Annotated in this window: 17 protein-coding genes; 9 read left to right on the top strand and 8 right to left on the bottom strand. The window is 43.0% G+C overall.

The window, feature by feature from the left end; translation table 11 throughout:
• Positions 1–274: 274 nt before the first annotated feature.
• Positions 275–910, bottom strand: coding sequence for a response regulator (locus JMY09_RS11055; RefSeq protein ID WP_201623650.1), 636 nt, complete (start codon positions 908–910; stop codon positions 275–277).
• A gap of 420 nt (positions 911–1,330) precedes the next feature.
• Here JMY09_RS11055 and JMY09_RS11060 point away from each other — a divergent pair, with 420 nt between their 5' ends.
• The gene (locus tag JMY09_RS11060; RefSeq protein ID WP_201623651.1) at positions 1,331–2,413 is read left to right on the top strand and encodes a serine hydrolase; all 1,083 of its coding nucleotides are present in this window, start codon (positions 1,331–1,333) and stop codon (positions 2,411–2,413) included.
• 170 nt (positions 2,414–2,583) lie between these two features.
• Positions 2,584–3,297, top strand: a complete 714-nt coding sequence (locus tag JMY09_RS11065; RefSeq protein WP_201623676.1) for a thiamine phosphate synthase — start codon at positions 2,584–2,586, stop codon at positions 3,295–3,297.
• A 21-nt stretch (positions 3,298–3,318) separates the two neighbouring features.
• Here JMY09_RS11065 and JMY09_RS11070 read toward each other — a convergent pair whose 3' ends face one another.
• A complete protein-coding gene (locus tag JMY09_RS11070) occupies positions 3,319–3,648 on the bottom strand; it encodes a TraR/DksA family transcriptional regulator (protein ID WP_201623652.1) in 330 nt (109 codons plus the stop codon).
• A gap of 471 nt (positions 3,649–4,119) precedes the next feature.
• Between JMY09_RS11070 and JMY09_RS11075 the strand changes: the two genes are divergently transcribed.
• The 6 genes from JMY09_RS11075 to ruvB all read left to right on the top strand — a co-directional run bounded on the left by JMY09_RS11075 (position 4,120) and on the right by ruvB (position 9,796).
• A complete protein-coding gene (locus tag JMY09_RS11075) occupies positions 4,120–5,334 on the top strand; it encodes a phosphoglycerate kinase (protein ID WP_201623653.1) in 1,215 nt (404 codons plus the stop codon).
• Positions 5,335–5,434: 100 nt separating this feature from the next.
• Positions 5,435–5,968, top strand: a complete 534-nt coding sequence (locus JMY09_RS11080) for a DUF2058 domain-containing protein (RefSeq protein WP_201623654.1) — start codon at positions 5,435–5,437, stop codon at positions 5,966–5,968.
• 178 nt (positions 5,969–6,146) lie between these two features.
• Positions 6,147–6,530, top strand: a complete 384-nt coding sequence (locus tag JMY09_RS11085) for a hypothetical protein (RefSeq protein WP_201623655.1) — start codon at positions 6,147–6,149, stop codon at positions 6,528–6,530.
• Between the two features lie 365 nt (positions 6,531–6,895).
• Entirely contained in the window at positions 6,896–7,933 is a 1,038-nt protein-coding gene (gene fba, locus JMY09_RS11090; protein ID WP_201623656.1) for a class II fructose-bisphosphate aldolase, read from the top strand.
• 61 nt (positions 7,934–7,994) lie between these two features.
• Entirely contained in the window at positions 7,995–8,615 is a 621-nt protein-coding gene (gene ruvA / locus JMY09_RS11095) for a Holliday junction branch migration protein RuvA (protein WP_201623657.1), read from the top strand.
• Between the two features lie 200 nt (positions 8,616–8,815).
• Complete coding sequence (gene ruvB / locus JMY09_RS11100) at positions 8,816–9,796, top strand: Holliday junction branch migration DNA helicase RuvB (protein ID WP_201623677.1); 981 nt, start codon at positions 8,816–8,818, stop codon at positions 9,794–9,796.
• A gap of 230 nt (positions 9,797–10,026) precedes the next feature.
• Here ruvB and JMY09_RS11105 read toward each other — a convergent pair whose 3' ends face one another.
• The 6 genes from JMY09_RS11105 to JMY09_RS11130 all read right to left on the bottom strand — a co-directional run bounded on the left by JMY09_RS11105 (position 10,027) and on the right by JMY09_RS11130 (position 17,198).
• On the bottom strand, positions 10,027–11,457 hold the full coding sequence (locus JMY09_RS11105; protein ID WP_201623658.1) for an FAD-binding oxidoreductase: 1,431 nt from the start codon (positions 11,455–11,457) through the stop codon (positions 10,027–10,029).
• A gap of 122 nt (positions 11,458–11,579) precedes the next feature.
• Positions 11,580–13,238 (bottom strand): ABC1 kinase family protein, encoded by a 1,659-nt coding sequence (locus JMY09_RS11110; RefSeq protein ID WP_201623659.1) that lies wholly within the window; start codon positions 13,236–13,238, stop codon positions 11,580–11,582.
• Positions 13,239–13,694: 456 nt separating this feature from the next.
• Positions 13,695–14,429, bottom strand: a complete 735-nt coding sequence (locus JMY09_RS11115) for a ubiquinone biosynthesis accessory factor UbiJ (RefSeq protein ID WP_201623660.1) — start codon at positions 14,427–14,429, stop codon at positions 13,695–13,697.
• 76 nt (positions 14,430–14,505) lie between these two features.
• A complete protein-coding gene (gene ubiE, locus JMY09_RS11120; protein WP_452596423.1) occupies positions 14,506–15,501 on the bottom strand; it encodes a bifunctional demethylmenaquinone methyltransferase/2-methoxy-6-polyprenyl-1,4-benzoquinol methylase UbiE in 996 nt (331 codons plus the stop codon).
• A 211-nt stretch (positions 15,502–15,712) separates the two neighbouring features.
• On the bottom strand, positions 15,713–16,426 hold the full coding sequence (locus tag JMY09_RS11125; protein ID WP_201623661.1) for an FFLEELY motif protein: 714 nt from the start codon (positions 16,424–16,426) through the stop codon (positions 15,713–15,715).
• Positions 16,427–16,487: 61 nt separating this feature from the next.
• Complete coding sequence (locus JMY09_RS11130; RefSeq protein ID WP_201623662.1) at positions 16,488–17,198, bottom strand: FFLEELY motif protein; 711 nt, start codon at positions 17,196–17,198, stop codon at positions 16,488–16,490.
• A gap of 358 nt (positions 17,199–17,556) precedes the next feature.
• Between JMY09_RS11130 and JMY09_RS11135 the strand changes: the two genes are divergently transcribed.
• A complete protein-coding gene (locus JMY09_RS11135; RefSeq protein ID WP_201623663.1) occupies positions 17,557–19,284 on the top strand; it encodes an ATPase in 1,728 nt (575 codons plus the stop codon).
• Positions 19,285–19,320: the final 36 nt, after the last annotated feature.

The raw sequence follows: 19,320 nt of genomic DNA on the forward strand, positions 1-19,320 counted from the left end.
CAAAGTATTAGGGTCCATTGATCATTCACAAGTAAATACTGCTGTGGTCGACTACTTAACAGACCCAAAAACAAGACTTAAAACCAATAGCGCCTAACCCGTCTTATGTATCTATTTATGGCCCTACTTATAGCCCTACTTATAGCCCCGCGAGTTATCAGCTTTTGGGTTATCGACTTCCTAGACCTTACCATAACTCATTAACCATTAACCATGGGCTATGGCTTAATAAGCCGATGCAATAACCACATTGCACAGCCGCCTATTGTCTGCTCTATGGTTTGATCAGCCCATGCCGAATAGCCATATGAGTCAATTTGACATCGCTATCAACGCCTACTTTTTCGTAAATACGATAGCGGTAAGTGTTAATAGTTTTAACGCTTACAAATAATTGATCAGCAATCTGCTGTGGGCTTTGACAGTTGACTACCATCATAGCGACTTGCTTCTCACGATCACTTAGTAAATCAAACGGTGAGGCTGCATTATCTGATAACAACACTTCTGCTAACTGTTCTGCTACATCATGACTGAAGTAGCGCCCCCCTTGATACAGCTTTTTGATAGCACGTATCATTTCATCCAGCGGAGTACCTTTAGTGATATAACCATTAACCCCAGCTTTGAGTAACATAGAAGGATAAGGCTGGGTGGCCATACTGCTCACCGCTAATATCTTAATACCCATATTTAATTGTACTAAGCGTTTGGTAGCTTCAACGCCGCCAATATTGGGCATATTGACATCCAGTAGCACCACATCAGGGCTAAGTTGTTTGGCCATTTTTATCGCCATGTCACCGCTGTCAGCTTCGCCGATTACCTCGATATCTATACTGTCAGATAGCATACGACTGATGCCCATACGTACTAAATCGTGGTCATCTACTACTAATACTCTAATCATAGTTATACTCTTTACTGTCTAAGAAAATGCACGGTTGGCAAATGAGCTTAGAGCATGTTGAAAATAGCAAAAAATGTAAATCATTGACTATATTGCAATTTTTGCAGCTAAAATTGCTAATTATTGCTCGAATGTTAATAAATATTGCTGGCATCTAAAGAAAATGTAGTAGATTTTAACAAAATCCATAAAAAATCCATCAAGTCGCTTCATAGGATTAAACTTAAATGTAAAGCATGATACACTAAAAGTACAAAAGCTCTATATCAGCATACTCTATATCATTGTGAGTAACTATAAATGGATTTATTGTCTTTATCTAGAGGTACAGACAATCGATAATAAGCTCTTTATAGTGACTACGCATACTAATTACGCTATGGTTTTATGACTAGAGTGTTACCCATCCTCGGAGGAAAAATGACAAATTTACCATTAACCAAACAGCAACTATTGGTTGCTATGATAACGTTGAGTTTGGGCAGTGCTGCACAAGCGGCATTAACCATTAATGGTTCTGAGTCTAGTGCACGTGTAAGTTGGGGTGGGGCTGATAGCTTGTCAGAAGCACGCAATATCATGTCTAACTCAAACAGCGGTTCTGCCATCAAAAAAGTCGATAACGGCTATGGCACTACTAACATAACTAATGCTAATAGTAGCAATAGCAACTACAGTAGTAGCAGCAACAGTAATACTTATAACACCACTTATCGTGGCAGTTTTGGCAGTAGTGATATGTTGCCAATCAGTACTGATTCGCGCAGCGTAGCAGTAATCGATGCCGAAACTGGTGAATCTATCTATGAAAAAAATGCTAATACGGCTCACCCTATGGCCAGTATTACTAAAGTCATGACCGCTATGGTAGTGTTAGATGCCGGCTTAGATATGCGTGAGGAAATAACCCTTGACGCTGAGGATTTTATTGGGCCTAAGCGTGCCAGCTCTAACCTTAAAGCAGGTGATCGTCTAAACCGTGCTGAAATGTTACTGATGGCCTTGATGAAATCAGAGAACCCAGCGGCTAAAAGCCTATCGCGTAATTATCCGGGTGGTTATAATGCTTTTATTCGGGCAATGAACCGTAAAGCAGAAGAGTTAGGCATGAGTACGGCGTACTTTGGTGATCCAACCGGCTTAGATAAGCGTAATGTTGCCTCATCAAACGACTTAGTAAAAATGGTTCGTGCTGCTGGTAATTATGACGTTATTCGCCGCTTTACTACCACTAAAAGCTATGAATTCTATGTCTCTAACAGTAGAAGCGGTAATCGTACTTACTCAGCCAATAACACTAGTAGTCTAGTACGCTCAGGGGATTACCCAATTGGTATCTCTAAAACAGGTTTCATCAATGAAGCAGGCCGCTGTGTAGTAATGGAAACCCGAGTGAATAACCGCCCAGCTATCATTGTGATCTTGGGCGCTAGTAGCTCAGCTACACGCTGGGGCGATGCCAAAAACATTTTAAACAGCTTAGCCTCTCGTCGCACCGTATAACTGACCAATCACAACGGGTGCCGTTTAAAAAGGTACGCTTCAAAAAAACATCCCATTTAAACAAGTACCTGTATTATCTAAAAAGGCGGTTATACTCTATAACGGCCTTTTTTTTGTTTTAAATTTTTCCGAATTTAGCACAATAATATGATTAGGATAGACACATAGTGATGACCGTAATAAGCGATAAAGCGTTAAAAAGTTCACTAAAAACGGCGGATAAAATAATACCCCCTCGATTATATCTACTGACCAATGATGATGCGATAGAGGTGCTATTAACTAAGCTGGAAGCCGCTTTTGCGACAGGCTTGATCGGACTGATACAGATAAGACGCAAGCAAGTGCTAGCCCAAGTAAATGGCAGTGAGCAGCTGCATGATGAGGCATTACAAATCATTGCTTTGGCGCAAGCCTATAAAGTCCCTGTAATTATCAATGATGATTTAGACTTAGCGGTTAAGCTTGGAGTTGGCGTGCACTTAGGCCAAGGCGATGGCGATGTCCGTATAGCAAAACAACAATTAGCGCTCAATCAAATCATTGGTCGAACTTGTCATTATGATGGTGAGCTTATAAAAGAAGCGCAGCGTGATGGTGCAAGCTATGCGGCAATGGGAGCAATATTTGCTTCTAGTACTAAGCCCAAGGCCAATACTATAAGTCGTCAGCAGCTTGTAGCAGGCTGTCAGCTAGGCATTGATAAAGGAATTGATATTTGTGTGATTGGCGGTTTGACCGCAGAAAACATTAAGCAGCTATTAGGTTTACCGATTACTTATATTGCGGTAGTAGGTGATATCATGGACTTGCCAGTAGAGCGGATTGCCGAGCGTTGTCAGCAGTGGCAGCAGGCACTTGACGATTGGCAAGCACCTACTTAATTTGGGCTAGTAATAGTACTCTTATTCAGCGTGATCCATACATAAAGTAGCATAAGGGACGGCAGCTAAACGCTGGGGCTGAATCTCTTCACCGCAAACATCGCATTCACCATAAGTGCCATTCTCTATATGGCTTAAAGCGTCCTGAACATAGATAAGATTTTGACGAGCTTCTGCTGCTAGTAGCTGGCGAGTATCGTTTTGACGAATAGCAATAGCTTGGTCTTCCCAGTCTTTATTAAGATCATCTTTGGGGTTTTGGATATCGTCTTCTATTTTACTAATACGTGTTGTATATTCTTCTTTAAGCGCTAATAGCGTTTGTTTGGCACTGTCAAAGTTTTTGCTCATTTAAATCTCCTGAAAATGGTGGCTGTTATTATTGTTTACTGCTCTATCATAAAGCTGACTGTTAACGACTACCACCACTAAATGTTACTGCAAGTGGAGTGGTTGAAAATATTGTAAATTCTAGTAAAAAATAATACTGGATGTTACTGTCTGACTACTACTAAAGTATAAGCGTGCTAGTTAAAAAAATTTAGCCATATGATTGAGGTATTTGCTAGTAGAAGTTGACCTTGTAGGACACTCAGGCTTAAAATACAGCGAATTGTGGTAACCTCAAGCCACTATAAATAATCTAAGTTGGCTTAGGGTTATTATAAAAGTGGCTATTTTTAATATAGCTATTTTTAATCTAGCCGTTTTTAACCTAGCTATTATGAAACCGTCTATTACAGAACTATCTAGTACAGTATTATCCATTACAAAACTAATTATCAAATGACTTACTATAAAAGTTAATAAACAGGAGCGGCAATGAGTTTTTTGCGTATGAGTGAGTTGAATCTTACTGACAAAGTGGTGTTGATTCGTGAAGATTTGAATGTGCCTATTAAAGACGGTAAAGTTGCCAGTGATGCTCGCTTACAGGCGAGTCTCCCTACTATAAGAATGGCTTTGGATAAAGGTGCAGCAGTTATTGTTTGTTCTCATTTAGGTCGTCCGACAGAAGGTAAGTTTGAGACTGTTTATTCATTAGCACCGGTAGCTGAGTACTTGACCGAGCAATTGGGCACCCAAGTGGCTCAACCGGTCACAGTTAATAGTGATTACTTAAAGCAAAAAGTAGCCGTTAAAGTCGGTGAAGTAGTACTTTTAGAGAACGTACGCTTTAATGAAGGCGAGAAGAAAAATGATCCAGCACTGTCTGAGCTTTATGCTGCTCTTGCGGATGTATTTGTGATGGACGCTTTTGGTACAGCGCACCGTGCTCAAGCCTCAACAGAAGGCGTCACCCAAGCTATGCGTCAAGCAGGTAAAACGGTTTGTGCCGGTCCATTGCTAGCCGCCGAACTTGATGCTTTGAGCCAAGCTTTACAGACTCCGGATCAGCCAATGCTAGCTATCGTTGGGGGCTCGAAAGTCTCTACTAAGCTTGAAGTGCTGCATAGTTTGGCGACTCTATGTAGTCAGATTATCGTTGGCGGAGGCATAGCTAATACCTTTTTAGCAGCACAAGGTCATAGTGTTGGCGCTTCTTTGTATGAGCCTGACTTACTAGATACAGCACGTGAAATCATGACGAAGACTGATATTTTATTACCTGAATATGTGGTAGTCGCTAATAAAAATGAGATCGATTTTGCCGACTTTACCGGCTCTCTACAAAAAGCCACTGCGACTATCAAAGCGGTCGATGCAGTCGATAGCGACGATATGGTCTTAGATATTGCCCCGCAGAGCGCTGAGAAGCTGGCGCATGCTATTAGTCAAGCTAAGACTATTTTATGGAATGGTCCTGTTGGGGTCTTTGAAGTGGATGCTTTTGGTGCCGGTACGCAGATATTAGCGCAAGCAGTAAAAGATAGTGCAGGATTTTCAATCGCTGGCGGCGGCGATACTTTAGCGGCGATAGATAAGTATCAAGTAGCCGACGGAGTAAGCTATATGTCGACAGGCGGCGGTGCTTTCTTAGAATTTGTAGAAGGCAAAGTATTACCAGCAGTGGCTGCATTGCAGCTTCAGTCTTAGCATTGATTTGAATGCTGACAACCCCTCGCAGAGTTTGCTACTATGCATGCTCATGTTTTGCGATTTATGATTTAGCTTCTATTATTTAGGTGATCAAATTATGGCCAAGAATGCCTTGCAGGCGCAACTTTTAAAAGCGGGATTGGTTGATAGCAAAAAAGCCAAGCAAATAAGCAAGCAGTCTCAACATGCTAAGCGTACTGGCGACTCATCGAACCTAGAAGCTAAAAAGGCATTGGCAACTGCGCAAGCGGAGAAGATGGCCAAGGATCAAAAGCTTAATCAAGAAAAACAACAAGTCTTAGAGCAAAAAATGCTAAAAGCTAATATTGTACAAATGATTAAGCAGCATCAGATTGCCGACACTCGAGGTGAGGTTGCTTATCAATTTAGCGATCAGTCAAAAGTAAAAAAAATATATATCACTCAAAAGCTCTATGATCAAATAGTGGCAGGCCATGTGGTTATTGCAAGTTTAGAAGAAAACTATGCTTTGCTCCCTCGTCCTTTAGCCGATCGAATTAATATTAAAATGGAAGGTTTTATTGTAGTAGCTAATGACAGCTCACAGGTTGAACTAGAGACTGATGATCCTTATGCTGCTTATGTGATACCAGATGACTTGATGTGGTAATAATAATTTTGCCGCTATAAAAATAGTTTTAAAATTATTTATAGTGACTATTATTAAGCAGGTCTTATTTGTTCTTATATTGTTATTGACTTTGAGATTTTTATTGCAAGTGCTATTTGCTAGATATAGAATAGCGCAATTATAGATGCTGAAATGCATTATTTACTAGAGGTCTATTATGTTAAAACGTCATTTGTTACTTGCTAGCTTACTTGCTGGTACTTTTGCAGTTACCGCTTGTAGCCAACAAACTGAAGATCAAGCTGCAGATACTGCTGCGTCTGCTGGTGATGATATTGCTGCTAATACTGAAGCTGCTACTGCTGAAGCTGAAGTTGCTGCTCAAAATACTGGTGCGAAAATTAATGATAGTGCAGAGAATGCTGGCGTCGCTGTTTCTAATGCGGCCGATAATGCAGGCGAAGCTATCACTGACGGTACTAATAAAGCCGTTGCCTCTACAGCAGCAGTAGTTGCTGATGGTGCAAGTTCAGTTGCTGAAGGCGCGTCTAATGTTGCTGCTGATGCAGAAGCTAAAGCACCTACTGATCAACAGTACTAATCTTTATAGACGCCCCTTAACACCTAGTCGATTATGATCGGCTATTAGGTAGTCATAAATATAAGCTGTAAATCATAAACACAAAAAAGCCTTAGTGAATTCTAAGGCTTTTTTGTGTTTATGATTCATGTTTTATCAACAAAAACTTATGAGCAGTAAGTGGTCATTATTGGTTAGCGCTTTAGAACCTAGCAGACTATAAAATAGCGTCATATCCACTACGAGTAGCGGTTAAATTTTGTTATAATCAACAGCGTTAACAGCTGCACTACCTATTATCGAAAGATAGTAGAAAACAGCAAGCAAAGATATTTACTAAACTTGCTTGTTAAAACAGTCGCTAAAATCCAATCAGAGAGTGTTCCATGGCTTTAATTTCCCTACGTCAACTTTTAGATCATGCCGCTGAGCACAGTTATGGTGTTCCTGCTTTTAATGTCAATAATCTAGAGCAAATGCGCGCTATTATGATGGCAGCAGACAGCTGCGACTCGCCCGTTATTGTACAAGCTAGTGCTGGAGCACGAGGCTATGCAGGTTCAGCGTTTTTACGCCATCTAATTACTGCCGCTATCGAAGAGTGGCCACATATTCCAGTAGTGATGCATCAAGATCACGGCATGTCGCCAGCAGTATGCCAGCGTTCAATTCAGCTCGGGTTTTCATCAGTGATGATGGATGGCTCACTTGGTGAAGACGGCAAAACACCGATGGATTATGACTACAATGCTAGCGTAACTCGTGAAGTGGTTAAATTAGCTCATGCTTGTGGCGTTTCAGTAGAAGGCGAAATTGGCTGTCTAGGCAGTCTAGAGACCGGCATGGCTGGTGAAGAAGATGGCTCTGGCGCTGAAGGTGTTTTGGATCAAGAGCAGTTATTAACTAGTGCTGATGAAGCAGAACAGTTTGTCAAAGATACCAACGTCGATGCGTTAGCTATCGCTATTGGTACTAGTCATGGTGCTTATAAGTTCACTCGTCCACCGACTGGTGATATTTTATCGATTGAGCGAGTAAAAGAGATTCATGCCCGTATTCCTAATACTCATTTAGTGATGCATGGCTCGTCATCTGTACCCCAAGAGTGGCTAAAAGTTATCAATGAATACGGCGGTGACATTGGCGAGACTTATGGCGTCCCTGTTGAGCAAATCGTTGAAGCGATTAAACATGGGGTACGTAAGGTCAATATCGATACAGATTTGCGTCTAGCATCGACAGGGGCCATTCGTAAGTATCTAGCCCAAAATCCAAGCGATTTTGATCCTCGCAAATACTTTAAAGCCTCAATGGTAGCGATGTCTGATATCTGTACTAATCGCTTTGAAGCTTTTGGTTCAGCGGGACAAGCCCATAAAATCCGTGCGATAAGTCTAGAAGGTATGATAGGTTTTTACCAATAGATAACTATTGCCATTTGATTTAACTGCAGCTCATTGCATCACGTATAGCAGGTAGCAACTTATGATAGGACTGATCACTGGCCAAGTACAATATTTGCTAGCACCGACCGCTTGTGTAATGACAGCGTCTGGTGTTGGTTATGATATCGAACTGCCACTACCGTCATTTTGCCAGTTACAGTTGAATCAGCAAGCTAGCATCTGGACGCATTTTCATGTACGTGAAGATGCGCAGCTGCTGTATGGCTTTATCGATCGCAAAGAGCGTGATGTGTTCCGTCAGTTGATCAAGATCAATGGGGTTGGGGCAAAAATGGCGCTGGCTATGCTCTCTGCTATGTCAGCAGCCGAGCTTAAGATGCATGTCGAACAAGATTCAGAAGTGGCTTTGACTCGTATTCCGGGTATTGGCAAAAAGACAGCGCAGCGCTTACTTATCGAGCTCAAAGACAAGCTAAAAAATATTGAGGTCGATAGTAGCTCGCTAGAATTTTCTATGCAGCCTGCTGCGGTGTCACATGAAGGCAGTATTATTGCCGAGGTGGAAGGGGCATTGATAAGTTTAGGCTATAAAGAAAAAGAAGCTCAGCAAGCGATCAAGGCCGCTAAAAGTAACGGCGAGACCTTTGCCGATACTCAAGGGTTGTTAAAAGCAACGCTTAAGCAGCTGTCTGGATTCTAAGCCAGAGTGGTTTTAGCTTTTATAGCTGCTAGCAGCGTGTTATAAGCTAAAGCCGCGCTGCACCAGTATATTTAAGCGACACTAGTTGTCGCTTATTTTTTTGCTAACTATTAATGTATGAGGTTTTGCATGACTTCTTGATGGAGTTTGGTTATGCTATTTACTCTCCCTATATTCTTTAAACAATGATAAAACCTATGATGCAAGACCGTTTGATCAATCCACTAGAAGGAGCTGGCGACGCTCCGGATTCTAATATTCGCCCTGCATTGTTGGCGGAGTATATCGGCCAGCCGGTAGTGCGTGAACAGATGGAAGTGTTCATTAGTGCGGCGCGTGCGCGTGATGAGGCCTTAGATCATACGCTTATTTTTGGTCCTCCAGGCTTAGGTAAGACCACCCTTGCTAATATTATCGCTCGTGAAATGGGGGGTAATCTGCGTGCCACCTCAGGACCAGTGCTTGAGCGTGCTGGTGATCTAGCGGCGATGTTGACTAACTTAGAAGCTGGTGATGTATTGTTTATCGATGAGATCCATCGACTTAGTCCCGTGATTGAAGAGATCCTATATCCGGCCATGGAAGATTTTCAGCTGGATATTATGATCGGTGAGGGGCCGGCTGCCCGCTCTATTAAGCTTGAATTACCGCCCTTTACCTTAGTTGCTGCTACCACCCGAGCAGGCTTATTGACTTCGCCTCTACGAGATCGTTTCGGCATTGTACAACGCTTAGAGTTCTATAATATTGAGGATTTGACTACTATTGTCAGTCGTGCTGCTCGTCTTATGCGGGTTTCTATGAGCCCAGATGGTGCAGTAGAGATTGCTCGTCGTGCCCGTGGTACCCCTAGGATTGCTAACCGCTTGCTGCGCCGAGTGCGTGATTATGCGGAGGTAAGAGGGGATGGTAGTATCAATGGCGCTATCGCTGGTAGCGCACTGGACATGCTAGCTGTGGATCGACGGGGTCTCGATCATTTGGATCGACGCTATATTGAGATTTTGCATGAGCGCTTTGATGGTGGTCCTGCTGGTGTTGAGGCTATAGCGGCAGCCATGGCTGAGGATAGGGGAACGCTTGAGGATGTGATTGAGCCGTACCTAATTCAACAAGGTTATGTATTACGTACCGCTCGTGGTCGAGTACTGACCCAAATGGCTATTGATCAGATGTTGTAGCTTAGATTAATAATAGTCTAGATTGAAGGCTTTGTCCCTAAAAAGCATTGCCCTTTAAAAGCATGGCCCTTTAGAAGTACTATAAGCAAAAAGCGCTTACTTTAAATCAATAAAGTAAGCGCTTTTTTAGGTTCACGGTCTTTTTCTCAAGTTCTCAACAGCTTTTCTTAATGAGTTTCGCCTAGATTCGCTTTATGATTATGCTATTACCTGATTATACTATTACCTGATTATGCTACTACTTCTAGAGGCTGCGGCCATATCTTACCCGGGTTTAGAATATTTTTGGGATCGAGTGCAGCTTTAATGGCTTGCATCATGGCGATAGCTTCACCGTGCTCTTGAGCCATATACTTCTGCTTGCCTTGGCCAATCCCATGCTCACCAGTACAAGTACCCTCCATCTCGATAGCACGAATAGCTAAACGACTGATAATACCGTCAGCGGTCTCGATTTCTAAAGGGTCATCAGTATTGACTAGTAGTAAAACATGAAAGTTTCCATCGCCAACATGACCAACGATAGGACCAATCATGCCAGACGCTGCAATGTCTTTTGCAGTAGCGCTAACACATTCTGCTAGACGTGAAATAGGGACACAAGCATCAGTGGACAGCGCACTAGCTTCAGGCCGCAGCGCAGAACTGGCATAATAAGCATTATGGCGAGCTTGCCATAGACGTTTGCGCTCAGCTTCATCCGTATCCCAAACAAAATCACTACCACCAAATTCTTCAATGATCTCAGTAAAGGTTTGCGCTTGTTCATGGACACTAGCTTCACTGCCATGGAACTCCACAAACAGCGTAGGAGTCTCAAGCAAATCTAGCTGGTCATAGAGATTGCAGGCTTTTACTTGCAAGGCATCTAACAGTTCGATACGAGCAATAGGTAGACACATCTGAATAGTAAGCATCACCGCCTGACAAGCATCTTCGACAGTCTGAAAGTGACAAATACCACTGCCTATACATTCGCTTAATCCAAACAGCTTGAGAGTGACTTCTGTGACGATACCTAAGGTACCTTCAGAACCTATCATCAGCCGAGTTAAATCATAACCTGCAGCCGACTTTTTAGCGCGTGTCCCAGTGCGAATGATAGCACCAGTCGCTGTTACCACTTCAAGCGCTAGTACCACATCCTTCATAGTGCCATAACGTACGGCATTGGTACCTGAAGCACGAGTAGCGACCATACCACCGATGCTCGCATTAGCACCGGGATCTATCGGAAAAAACAAACCAGTATCACGCAAATAATGATTAAGCTGCTCACGAGTAACGCCCGGCTGCACAGTAACCGTTAAGTCTTCACTATCAACTCGTAAGATAGCGTCCATAGTATGCATATCGATGCACAGTCCACCAAAAGGCGCATTGAGTTGACCTTCCAAGGAGGAGCCAATGCCAAAGGCAATGACTGGCATCTGATATTCACTACAAATCGCCACAGCAGTCGCTACATCTTGCTTATCATAAGCGGTGAGTACCGCATCCGGTGGCTGATTGGCAAGCCAAGTCATCGTATGACCATGCTGCTCACGTATAGTTTGATTAACGCTTAGCTGCTTACCAAACTGTGCCTGTAAAGCCGCAATAGCTGCGCTGTGATCTGTATGCGTAGTTTGACTATCAGGGTTAGTAATGACATCGACCATGGATCAAATACCTTATTAAAAAACATCTCAAAAATTCTAGCAGGGCTTTTTAAGCCACTATTAATACTCTAAGCAAGAGTCTAACAACAGTGCTATCTGTCAATGCTATATGGAGTCAACTGCTAAGATAAGATACGCCAAACCACAATTAGCAGCGCAAAAATATAAAAAATAGGCGCAAACCAACCGACTTGGGTAGCCGCGGCAATAGTTATACCAAAACCTGCCAATGCTAGCCAATCACGACGACGGTCATTGAGCATATCAGCACGCAGCTGTTGTATCTCACGCAGCTGACTGTCTTGTCTTGAGCCTTGTGAGGCTAAGCTCTGTAGACCTTGATCAAGTAACTTGGGAATGTCAGTAGCAGATAATAAAATCTCTGGCAGCTGCCCCCGTAGCTGTTGTAAGTTACGCACCGGATCAAGCTGTTCTTTAATCCAGCTGCTCAGAATCGGCTTAGCCAATGACCAGATATCCAAATCAGGATACAAGTCGCGGCCGAGACCCTCAACATGGACCAAAGTCTTAAGTAGCAGCATAAGCTGTGGCGGAATACTCATATGATGACGGCGAGCAATATCTAATATCTGCATCAATACTCCAGCGAAATCTATCTCATTAATAGACTTGTTGAGCATAGGGCCGACAGTACGGCTCATATCGCGCATCAATGCGTGCTTATCGGCACTAGGTGGTATCCAGCCAGCACGGCTGACGATATCGACCATAGCGCTAAAGTTATTATTCATTACTGCTAATAACATCCGCGCCACTATCAACTGATCATCTTTAGATAGCGTACCCATAATGGCGCAATCAAGCCCGATATAGCGTGGGGCATGACCTAGATCAACGTTTGTCATATCTGCCGTGAGCATTTGCACTGGTGGGGTTTCTACGAATACGTTACCCGGATGCATATCGGCATGAAAAAAGTTATCACGAAAGACTTGGGTAAAAAAGATAGTTAAACCCATCTCTGCTAATGCAGCACGATCGTAACCTAGCTGATCGAAGACTTCAACTTGCGAGATAGGTACCCCTTGAATACGCTCCATGACCATAACGTTCTTGGCAGCATCATAGACTTCTGGTACATACATCAACGCTGAATCTAAGAAGTTATTGCGCATCTTAGTAGTATTGTCGGCCTCTAAGGTTAAGTCGAGCTCATTGAGCATCACTTGCCGATAGTCTTCTACTAAGTCAATAATATGCAACGCCCGTGCTGCTTCTATACGCGCAGATACCCAACTGGCCAGCTCACGCAACAGCTCAAAGTCAGTAATGATAGTCGCACGAATATCAGGACGAACGACTTTTACTACTACTTCACGACCGTCATGTAAGGCCGCCGTATGCACTTGGGCGATAGAGGCGGCTGCCAAAGGCTTTAAGTCAAAGCGTGCGAATAGGGTGTCGATAGACAGACCTAGACCTTGCTTAGGATCTTGAATTTGAGCAATAGCTATTTCAGGAGCAAAGGATTTGACCTTATCTTGCAGCTGGATTAATTGATCAATGATGTTAGGGGGCACTAAGTCACGACGAGTAGAGAGCAGCTGACCTAACTTAAGAAACAGGGTGCCCATATCTTCGAGCGCATACTTAATACCATTAGGCTGATGCTTTTTGCCCCAAGCAGCAGGATGCAAGCGAATCAACCGTGCTAGTGGTTGTAGCGGCGCTGCATCTTCGACAGGGAAGTGGGTATCAATGCGGTAGCTTGCGGCAATTCGCCACAATTCGAGTAAACGTTTTCTATGAGATAAAAGCATGGGACATTGTTACTCTAAGTAGATAGCGAAAGTCATTATAAAACCAGATAAGCAATAATATCATGGTCAAGATGCTTTAAGAAAGGCTGGCAGGTATAAAGTAGCAGCTAAGCTACCTATTGATTAGCTATCATAAGTTAGTTTTTAGTTTTTAGATATTGAGATTATAAGGATTTGTAGCAAGAATCTAGGCAGTGGGTATTCAATAGCGAATAGTCAGCAAACGGCTAAGCTCAAAAAAGGCTTTGGGGCAGTCCTACTAAAATATAAATAGGGTTATATTAAAAAAGCTGATGAAGGGGTTGCCGCCTTTAGGGAGAACCATGCCGATGATTTTCAGGACGGCTTGGCTACTGTGACTGCCGCTAAGTAACAATTTATTAGTAATAAAATAGGCAACCTAATACAGAGAGCTGTAGATTAAGTTGCCAGTGCTTTAAAGGTCGATGTCGATAATTATGGAGTATTTCTAAGCCGTGCTTGCTCAGCTCTAATAGCCATAAGTTTGGCTTCTTCACGCTCAACGTCAGCGCGTAATCTAAGCAATTGCTGCTTTAAATCATTGGCTTCAGCCTTTTCAGTAGGGTCAGGCTCATTAGTGCCCGCTACCTCATTGGCCCAATCGCTAACATCATCAAAGGCACGCTTAGCAGTATAGCGCAGTCCGAATTTGAGCTGCGATATTAGTAACTGTAGCTGACTAGCTAATGGTTTACCAATGATAGGCTCAAGCTGTCCGGCGACATCAGGATCGAAACCTGCTATGAGCTGTTTTAGTTGCATCAGTACAGTGTAGTCGCCAGCGATAGGTAGATTACCCTCAGCACCACGGATTAGATTCAATAGCTGTGCAGGGTTATCAACAGTGATAGTACAGTCAGGACGGCTATGACCAATACTTGCCATAGCCGCATCAGCGCGTGCCCGTTCATCGATAGAGTGCTGATTAGTACTATAATCAGTACTGTAAGAAGAACCACCACGTGGCTCAAAAACGCTATCAGTAGTCACCGGCTCAAAACGCAAGCGCTCATGATTGAAGAGGATATCCAGATGAATCTCAGGTAAGGCCATCTCTAAGCGTAGTACTTTGCCCGCTAAAGGAGCTAGTCCTGCTTTGGTAATCTCATCACTTGCGATAGCGAGGTTAATGAGCTTTTCGGCACCGGCCAGTAGTAATACCGTAATCATAAGATTCCCACCTGTTGAATTAAATTTATCTGAACGACAATACTATCCTACCAGCCGCTGCATTTTTGAGCAGCGATTAAGCCTTAAAACCGCGATGCACGGCTACAATGCCCGCCGTTAAATTATTATAGTCACAGTTTTCGAAGCCTGCTTGTTGCATCATTTGCTTCAGCGTTTGCTGATCTGGATGCATACGAATCGATTCAGCTAAGTACTTGTAGCTCTCTGAATCATTGGCAACTATCTTACCCATGATAGGCAAAGCAGTGAATGAATATAAATCATACGCTTTAGATAATGGCTCAAAGATAGGCTTAGAGAACTCTAAGATCAACAGGCGACCGCCCGGCTTCAGTACACGGTACATCGAACGTAGAGCGGCATCTTTATCAGTCACATTACGCAGACCAAAGCTGATAGTGAGCAAATCAAAACTATTATCTTCAAACGGAGCAAGAGTCTCGGCATTAGCTAAGACAAAATCTACGTTATTGCAGCCAGCATTGATCAAGCGCTCACGACCAACTTCTAACATTGCCGCATTAATATCAGACAGTACCACATGACCATTACGGCCCACTTCGCGGCTAAAGACTTTAGCTAAGTCACCAGTACCACCGGCGATGTCTAGTACATGCTGACCTGCACGAACCCCAGACAAGCTAATGGCATAACGCTTCCACAGACGATGAATACCAAACGACATCAAGTCATTCATAATGTCGTACTTTTTGGCTACTGAAGTAAAGACATCAGCTACACGTGCTTGCTTTTCAGCCTTATTAACGGTCTGGTAACCAAAATGAGTTTCTTCAGCACCATCCGTATCGGCAGTGTGAGGATTATTGATATCATCACGCTGATTAAAAGCGCCTTGATTGTCTGTAGATATAGATTTTTTAGGTAGAGAGTAAGGCTGCACTGGCACGTTGTCAGCGTTACTATTATTCATACTGTTATTTGGCATAGTAGTCTGTTGACCTTGTGGCGTACCTACTGGTAGATCGGCCACTTGAGTAAATTCAGCAGCGTCAGGCACAGGACTTTGACGAGCTTGTGCTTGTGCGCTGATATTCTGCTTATGAGCAGTACTCTCTTTGATTAATTTATCTTGAATATGGCTATGACTGCTGGCCTGCATGCTCGGATCTGCAGAATGGTTTGGCTTACTGGGGGTATGATCTGTCATAAGATTCTCTCACTGCTTATTTTATGGCTATAACTATCACTATAGCTGCTTAGTCAGCATTGTTAGCTGACTTTAGAGTGGTTAAAGTATTAGCTTAGGATACCTCAAATACTGAGGTGTCACTGCCATTATCCGCTTGGTGAACTCGGTCAATAATGGTCAGCTCAAGTTCACAAAAGGGGTCAATAAAACCACTAACGCTTTTTAGTGGTTTCATAGCAGCAAAACCGGCATCAATAAAGTCATATAGCGGCTGATAGCCATGACGATAAGCAGTACCTTTGGCTAAGCCGAATGCCTTGCGTAATACAAATGAATTTAAGTATTTATCTGTACGATAACAGACCTCTTTGAGATTACCAATTTGGATACGACGCTCAGCAGCTTCATCAACTTCACGATAGGCGGCCAACATGTTATTCTCATTAACGGTTAACTCATTAGATACTAACCACTGAGCTAAGTGCATGTCTAACTCGATAGCTAAGATAGCGGCTTGAATAGCCATACTACCAGTCTCTAAAGCGGACTCTTTAGCAAGGCGTTCAAGCTTTTTAGCTTTCGGTAGAATACGCTCTAATTGTTCGGCTAAAAGTTTGAACTCATCACCACCGTAAAGCTGGGTAAGGAAGTAATCGGCCATTGGTTTATTCTTTGGCTGCTCGAATAAAGCGCTATGAGTGCGTTGGATACGGGCACGTTGCCAAGCTTGTACTTCATTAAGCTTAGTATTAAGCTCAGCGTCTTGGTGATAGGGCAGTGCCCAATATTTAGTCAAATGGCGTTGCAGTTCTGATAGAGCAGACATAGTCTATAATCCTATTATAATCAGTAGTTTTTAGTAATTAATTTTGCTAAAGATGGCGAGCCTATGATACAGAAAACCCGGTGTGCTTGTCCTCTTTATTATCGTGTATTTGGTCTATAATCATTAATTCACGTTGACAAAATGGATCAATAAAACTCTTAACACTATCAAGCGGCTTCATGGCTGCAAAACCAGCGGCCACGAAATCATATAACAGCTGATAGTTGAGACGATAAACTGTAGTTTTTGCTAATTGAAAGGCTTTTTGTAATAAGAAGGAGTTAAGGTATTTGTCAGTGCGATAGCAGACTTCCTTTAAGCCCTCTATTTGATTACGACGCTCAATAGATTCATCGATAGCACTATAGGCGACCATGATGTTTTTTTCAGTGACTGGTAAATCGTGAGCAACCAACCACTGTGCCAAGTGTAAGTCCAATTCAATAGCCAAAACTGCCGCTCCGATAGACATGCTGCCTGTTTTCAAGGCGGACTCTTTGATTAAGCTTTCGATTTTTTGGGCTTTGGGTAAAATACGTGCCAATTGTACCGCCAACATTTTAAACTCTTGACCACCATAGAGTTGAGTGAGGAAGTACTTTGCCATTAGCTGATTATTAGGCTGTTGGAACAGCTCATTATGAGTACGTTGAATACGAATACGCTGCCAAGCTTGTACTTCATTTAATACCGTATTAAGCTGAGGGTCATCATGATAAGGAAATGCCCAATAGCGCGTCAAATGTTGTTGTAACTCTAAGAAAGCAGACATGACAGCTAATCCTGTGTAATTTTAAATCATTGTCTTGTTACCATTTTAAAATCAGCACCTAAAAATAGTCTCTGCCAAAAATGTATAAGCGTAGTGTTTGATGGTTCAACCTACCCTAGTAGTATCTAAAAGTAGTATGTAAAAATAGTATAGCCGTTACCGATAAAAGTTATTATTGCTAGTGTATATCACCATAAAATAAAACCGTCATGAATACAAATGTCAAACTGTTACTTAGCTCAGTTATCTTAGTGGCAAATGACTACGCTGATTAACAAGATTGGTGCGAATGACTACCGCTAAATTACTACCACTAAATTACTACCACTAAATTACTACCACTATAGTGAGGCTAATTATGTCTAAAAATAGCAAGAGCGATAAGCAGGATGATTGTAACAAGGTAGCGCGAGCAGCTAGCGATTACCTCGCAGCTCAAGTGGTAAGTCAGCGTTTGACCCCTAATCCACTGAGTGAGTTTTCATTGAACAAAGATGAGTTAAGGCTAGCCCTAGTCACTGCCCAATTTGCCCTGCGAGCCACGCGTCAGCAGACACCCTCACCGACCAATAAGCCTACTGGTTTATTAGTGCTAGTGAACGGTATGGAACAAGCTGGTAAGGGTACCGCCGTTAAGCAGTTACGCGAGTGGGTAGACCCGCGACTATTAAAAGTGGAGGCCACTATTGGCTATCCACCACTAGCTTATCAGCCTATATGGCAAGCACATACTAAAGCTATGCCGCGTCACGGTGATGTGATGGTGTATTTCGGTAACTGGTACGCCGACTTACTCTACAATGTCATGCGTATGGTAGGATTGGATGATCTTAGTGATACTGAAGCCCCTAACAATAATAAAGGCAAAGGCAAACAGAACAAAGACAAAGACAACTCAGCTACTAATACTACGTCTAACGATACAACTTCCGATAAGCTACAAGCGCTACCGATTATTGAATGGCAACTATATCTGCAACAACAGCTAAAAGAGCTTGCTGCTTTTGAGCGTGACTTGGTAGACAATCATACTAAAGTATTGAAGTGCTGGTTCCATATAGACGCCGACACCCTAAAAGAGCGCCTAAACGATGATGAAGCGGATCCGCAGTTTTTGTATCAAGTCGACTGGAGTGCTGCTGAAGTCGTTGCGCAGTTCAATCTGGTGGCGATCGCTATGTTGCGAGAGCAAGGGGATTGGGTAATTATTGATGGTAGTGATAAGTCGCAAGCAGCTATGAGCTTCTGTCACGAGGTGCTACAGGCGATGCAAGGCGCATTAGTCAGTAGTCAAATGCCTACGACAGCTCATTCTAACAGTTTCGCACAGCAAGCCTGTCAAGTGGTGCCGTTTGCTGCTGCTGATATTCCTAAGCAACTGACTACCATTAAAAAATCTGAGTTAGATAAGTCAGATTATAGTGAGCAGTTGGCTGCCAAACAAGCCAAGCTTGCCAAGCTGATACGAGCCCGTAACGGCCGACATGTGGTTTTTGCTTTTGAGGGTATGGATGCTGCTGGGAAGGGTGGCTCTATCAAAAGAATGGTAGCGCCATTTGATCCACGTGAGTATCAGATTTATAATATTAGCGCACCAATGCTATATGAGCTGCAGCATCCTTATTTATGGCGGTTTTGGACGCGATTACCTAATGAGCAAACCGATCGTATCAGCCGTATTGCCATCTTTGATCGTACTTGGTACGGCCGAGTATTAGTCGAGCGTGTTGAGGCGTTAGCAGACCCTACAGATTGGCAACGTGCTTATGATGAAATCAATCGTTTTGAGGCTGATTTAGTAAATGCTGGGACGCTAGTGATCAAATACTGGCTAGCTATTGATCAAGAGGAACAGCTTGAGCGCTTTGAGGATAGACGTGATACTCCGCATAAGCAGTTCAAACTGACTGATGATGATTGGCGCAACCGTGATAAATGGAAAGACTATGTACAAGCCGCTGCTGACATGCTGGCACGTACCGATACAGAAGCAGCACCTTGGTGCGTGGTAGCTACTAATGATAAACGCCAAGCACGTTTGCAAGTACTAGATCATGCAATCGAGCAGCTCGAGGCACGACTATAACGGTAAACTCTACGACAGCTACTTAGGGCTCATTTA

Origin of the sequence: Psychrobacter urativorans, from assembly GCF_904846695.1 — a bacterium.
Classification (GTDB): domain Bacteria; phylum Pseudomonadota; class Gammaproteobacteria; order Pseudomonadales; family Moraxellaceae; genus Psychrobacter; species Psychrobacter urativorans.

Coding starts and splice junctions, on each gene's coding strand:
- fba (WP_201623656.1), top strand. CDS start 6,896: ATGGCTTTAATTTCCCTACGTCAACTTTTAGATCATGCCGCTGAGCAC.
- ruvA (WP_201623657.1), top strand. CDS start 7,995: ATGATAGGACTGATCACTGGCCAAGTACAATATTTGCTAGCACCGACC.
- JMY09_RS11130 (WP_201623662.1), bottom strand. CDS start 17,198: ATGTCTGCTTTCTTAGAGTTACAACAACATTTGACGCGCTATTGGGCA.
- JMY09_RS11055 (WP_201623650.1), bottom strand. CDS start 910: ATGATTAGAGTATTAGTAGTAGATGACCACGATTTAGTACGTATGGGC.
- JMY09_RS11075 (WP_201623653.1), top strand. CDS start 4,120: ATGAGTTTTTTGCGTATGAGTGAGTTGAATCTTACTGACAAAGTGGTG.
- JMY09_RS11080 (WP_201623654.1), top strand. CDS start 5,435: ATGGCCAAGAATGCCTTGCAGGCGCAACTTTTAAAAGCGGGATTGGTT.
- JMY09_RS11070 (WP_201623652.1), bottom strand. CDS start 3,648: ATGAGCAAAAACTTTGACAGTGCCAAACAAACGCTATTAGCGCTTAAA.
- ruvB (WP_201623677.1), top strand. CDS start 8,816: ATGCAAGACCGTTTGATCAATCCACTAGAAGGAGCTGGCGACGCTCCG.
- JMY09_RS11065 (WP_201623676.1), top strand. CDS start 2,584: ATGACCGTAATAAGCGATAAAGCGTTAAAAAGTTCACTAAAAACGGCG.
- JMY09_RS11105 (WP_201623658.1), bottom strand. CDS start 11,457: ATGGTCGATGTCATTACTAACCCTGATAGTCAAACTACGCATACAGAT.
- JMY09_RS11125 (WP_201623661.1), bottom strand. CDS start 16,426: ATGTCTGCTCTATCAGAACTGCAACGCCATTTGACTAAATATTGGGCA.
- JMY09_RS11085 (WP_201623655.1), top strand. CDS start 6,147: ATGTTAAAACGTCATTTGTTACTTGCTAGCTTACTTGCTGGTACTTTT.
- JMY09_RS11135 (WP_201623663.1), top strand. CDS start 17,557: ATGTCTAAAAATAGCAAGAGCGATAAGCAGGATGATTGTAACAAGGTA.
- JMY09_RS11110 (WP_201623659.1), bottom strand. CDS start 13,238: ATGCTTTTATCTCATAGAAAACGTTTACTCGAATTGTGGCGAATTGCC.
- JMY09_RS11060 (WP_201623651.1), top strand. CDS start 1,331: ATGACAAATTTACCATTAACCAAACAGCAACTATTGGTTGCTATGATA.
- JMY09_RS11115 (WP_201623660.1), bottom strand. CDS start 14,429: ATGATTACGGTATTACTACTGGCCGGTGCCGAAAAGCTCATTAACCTC.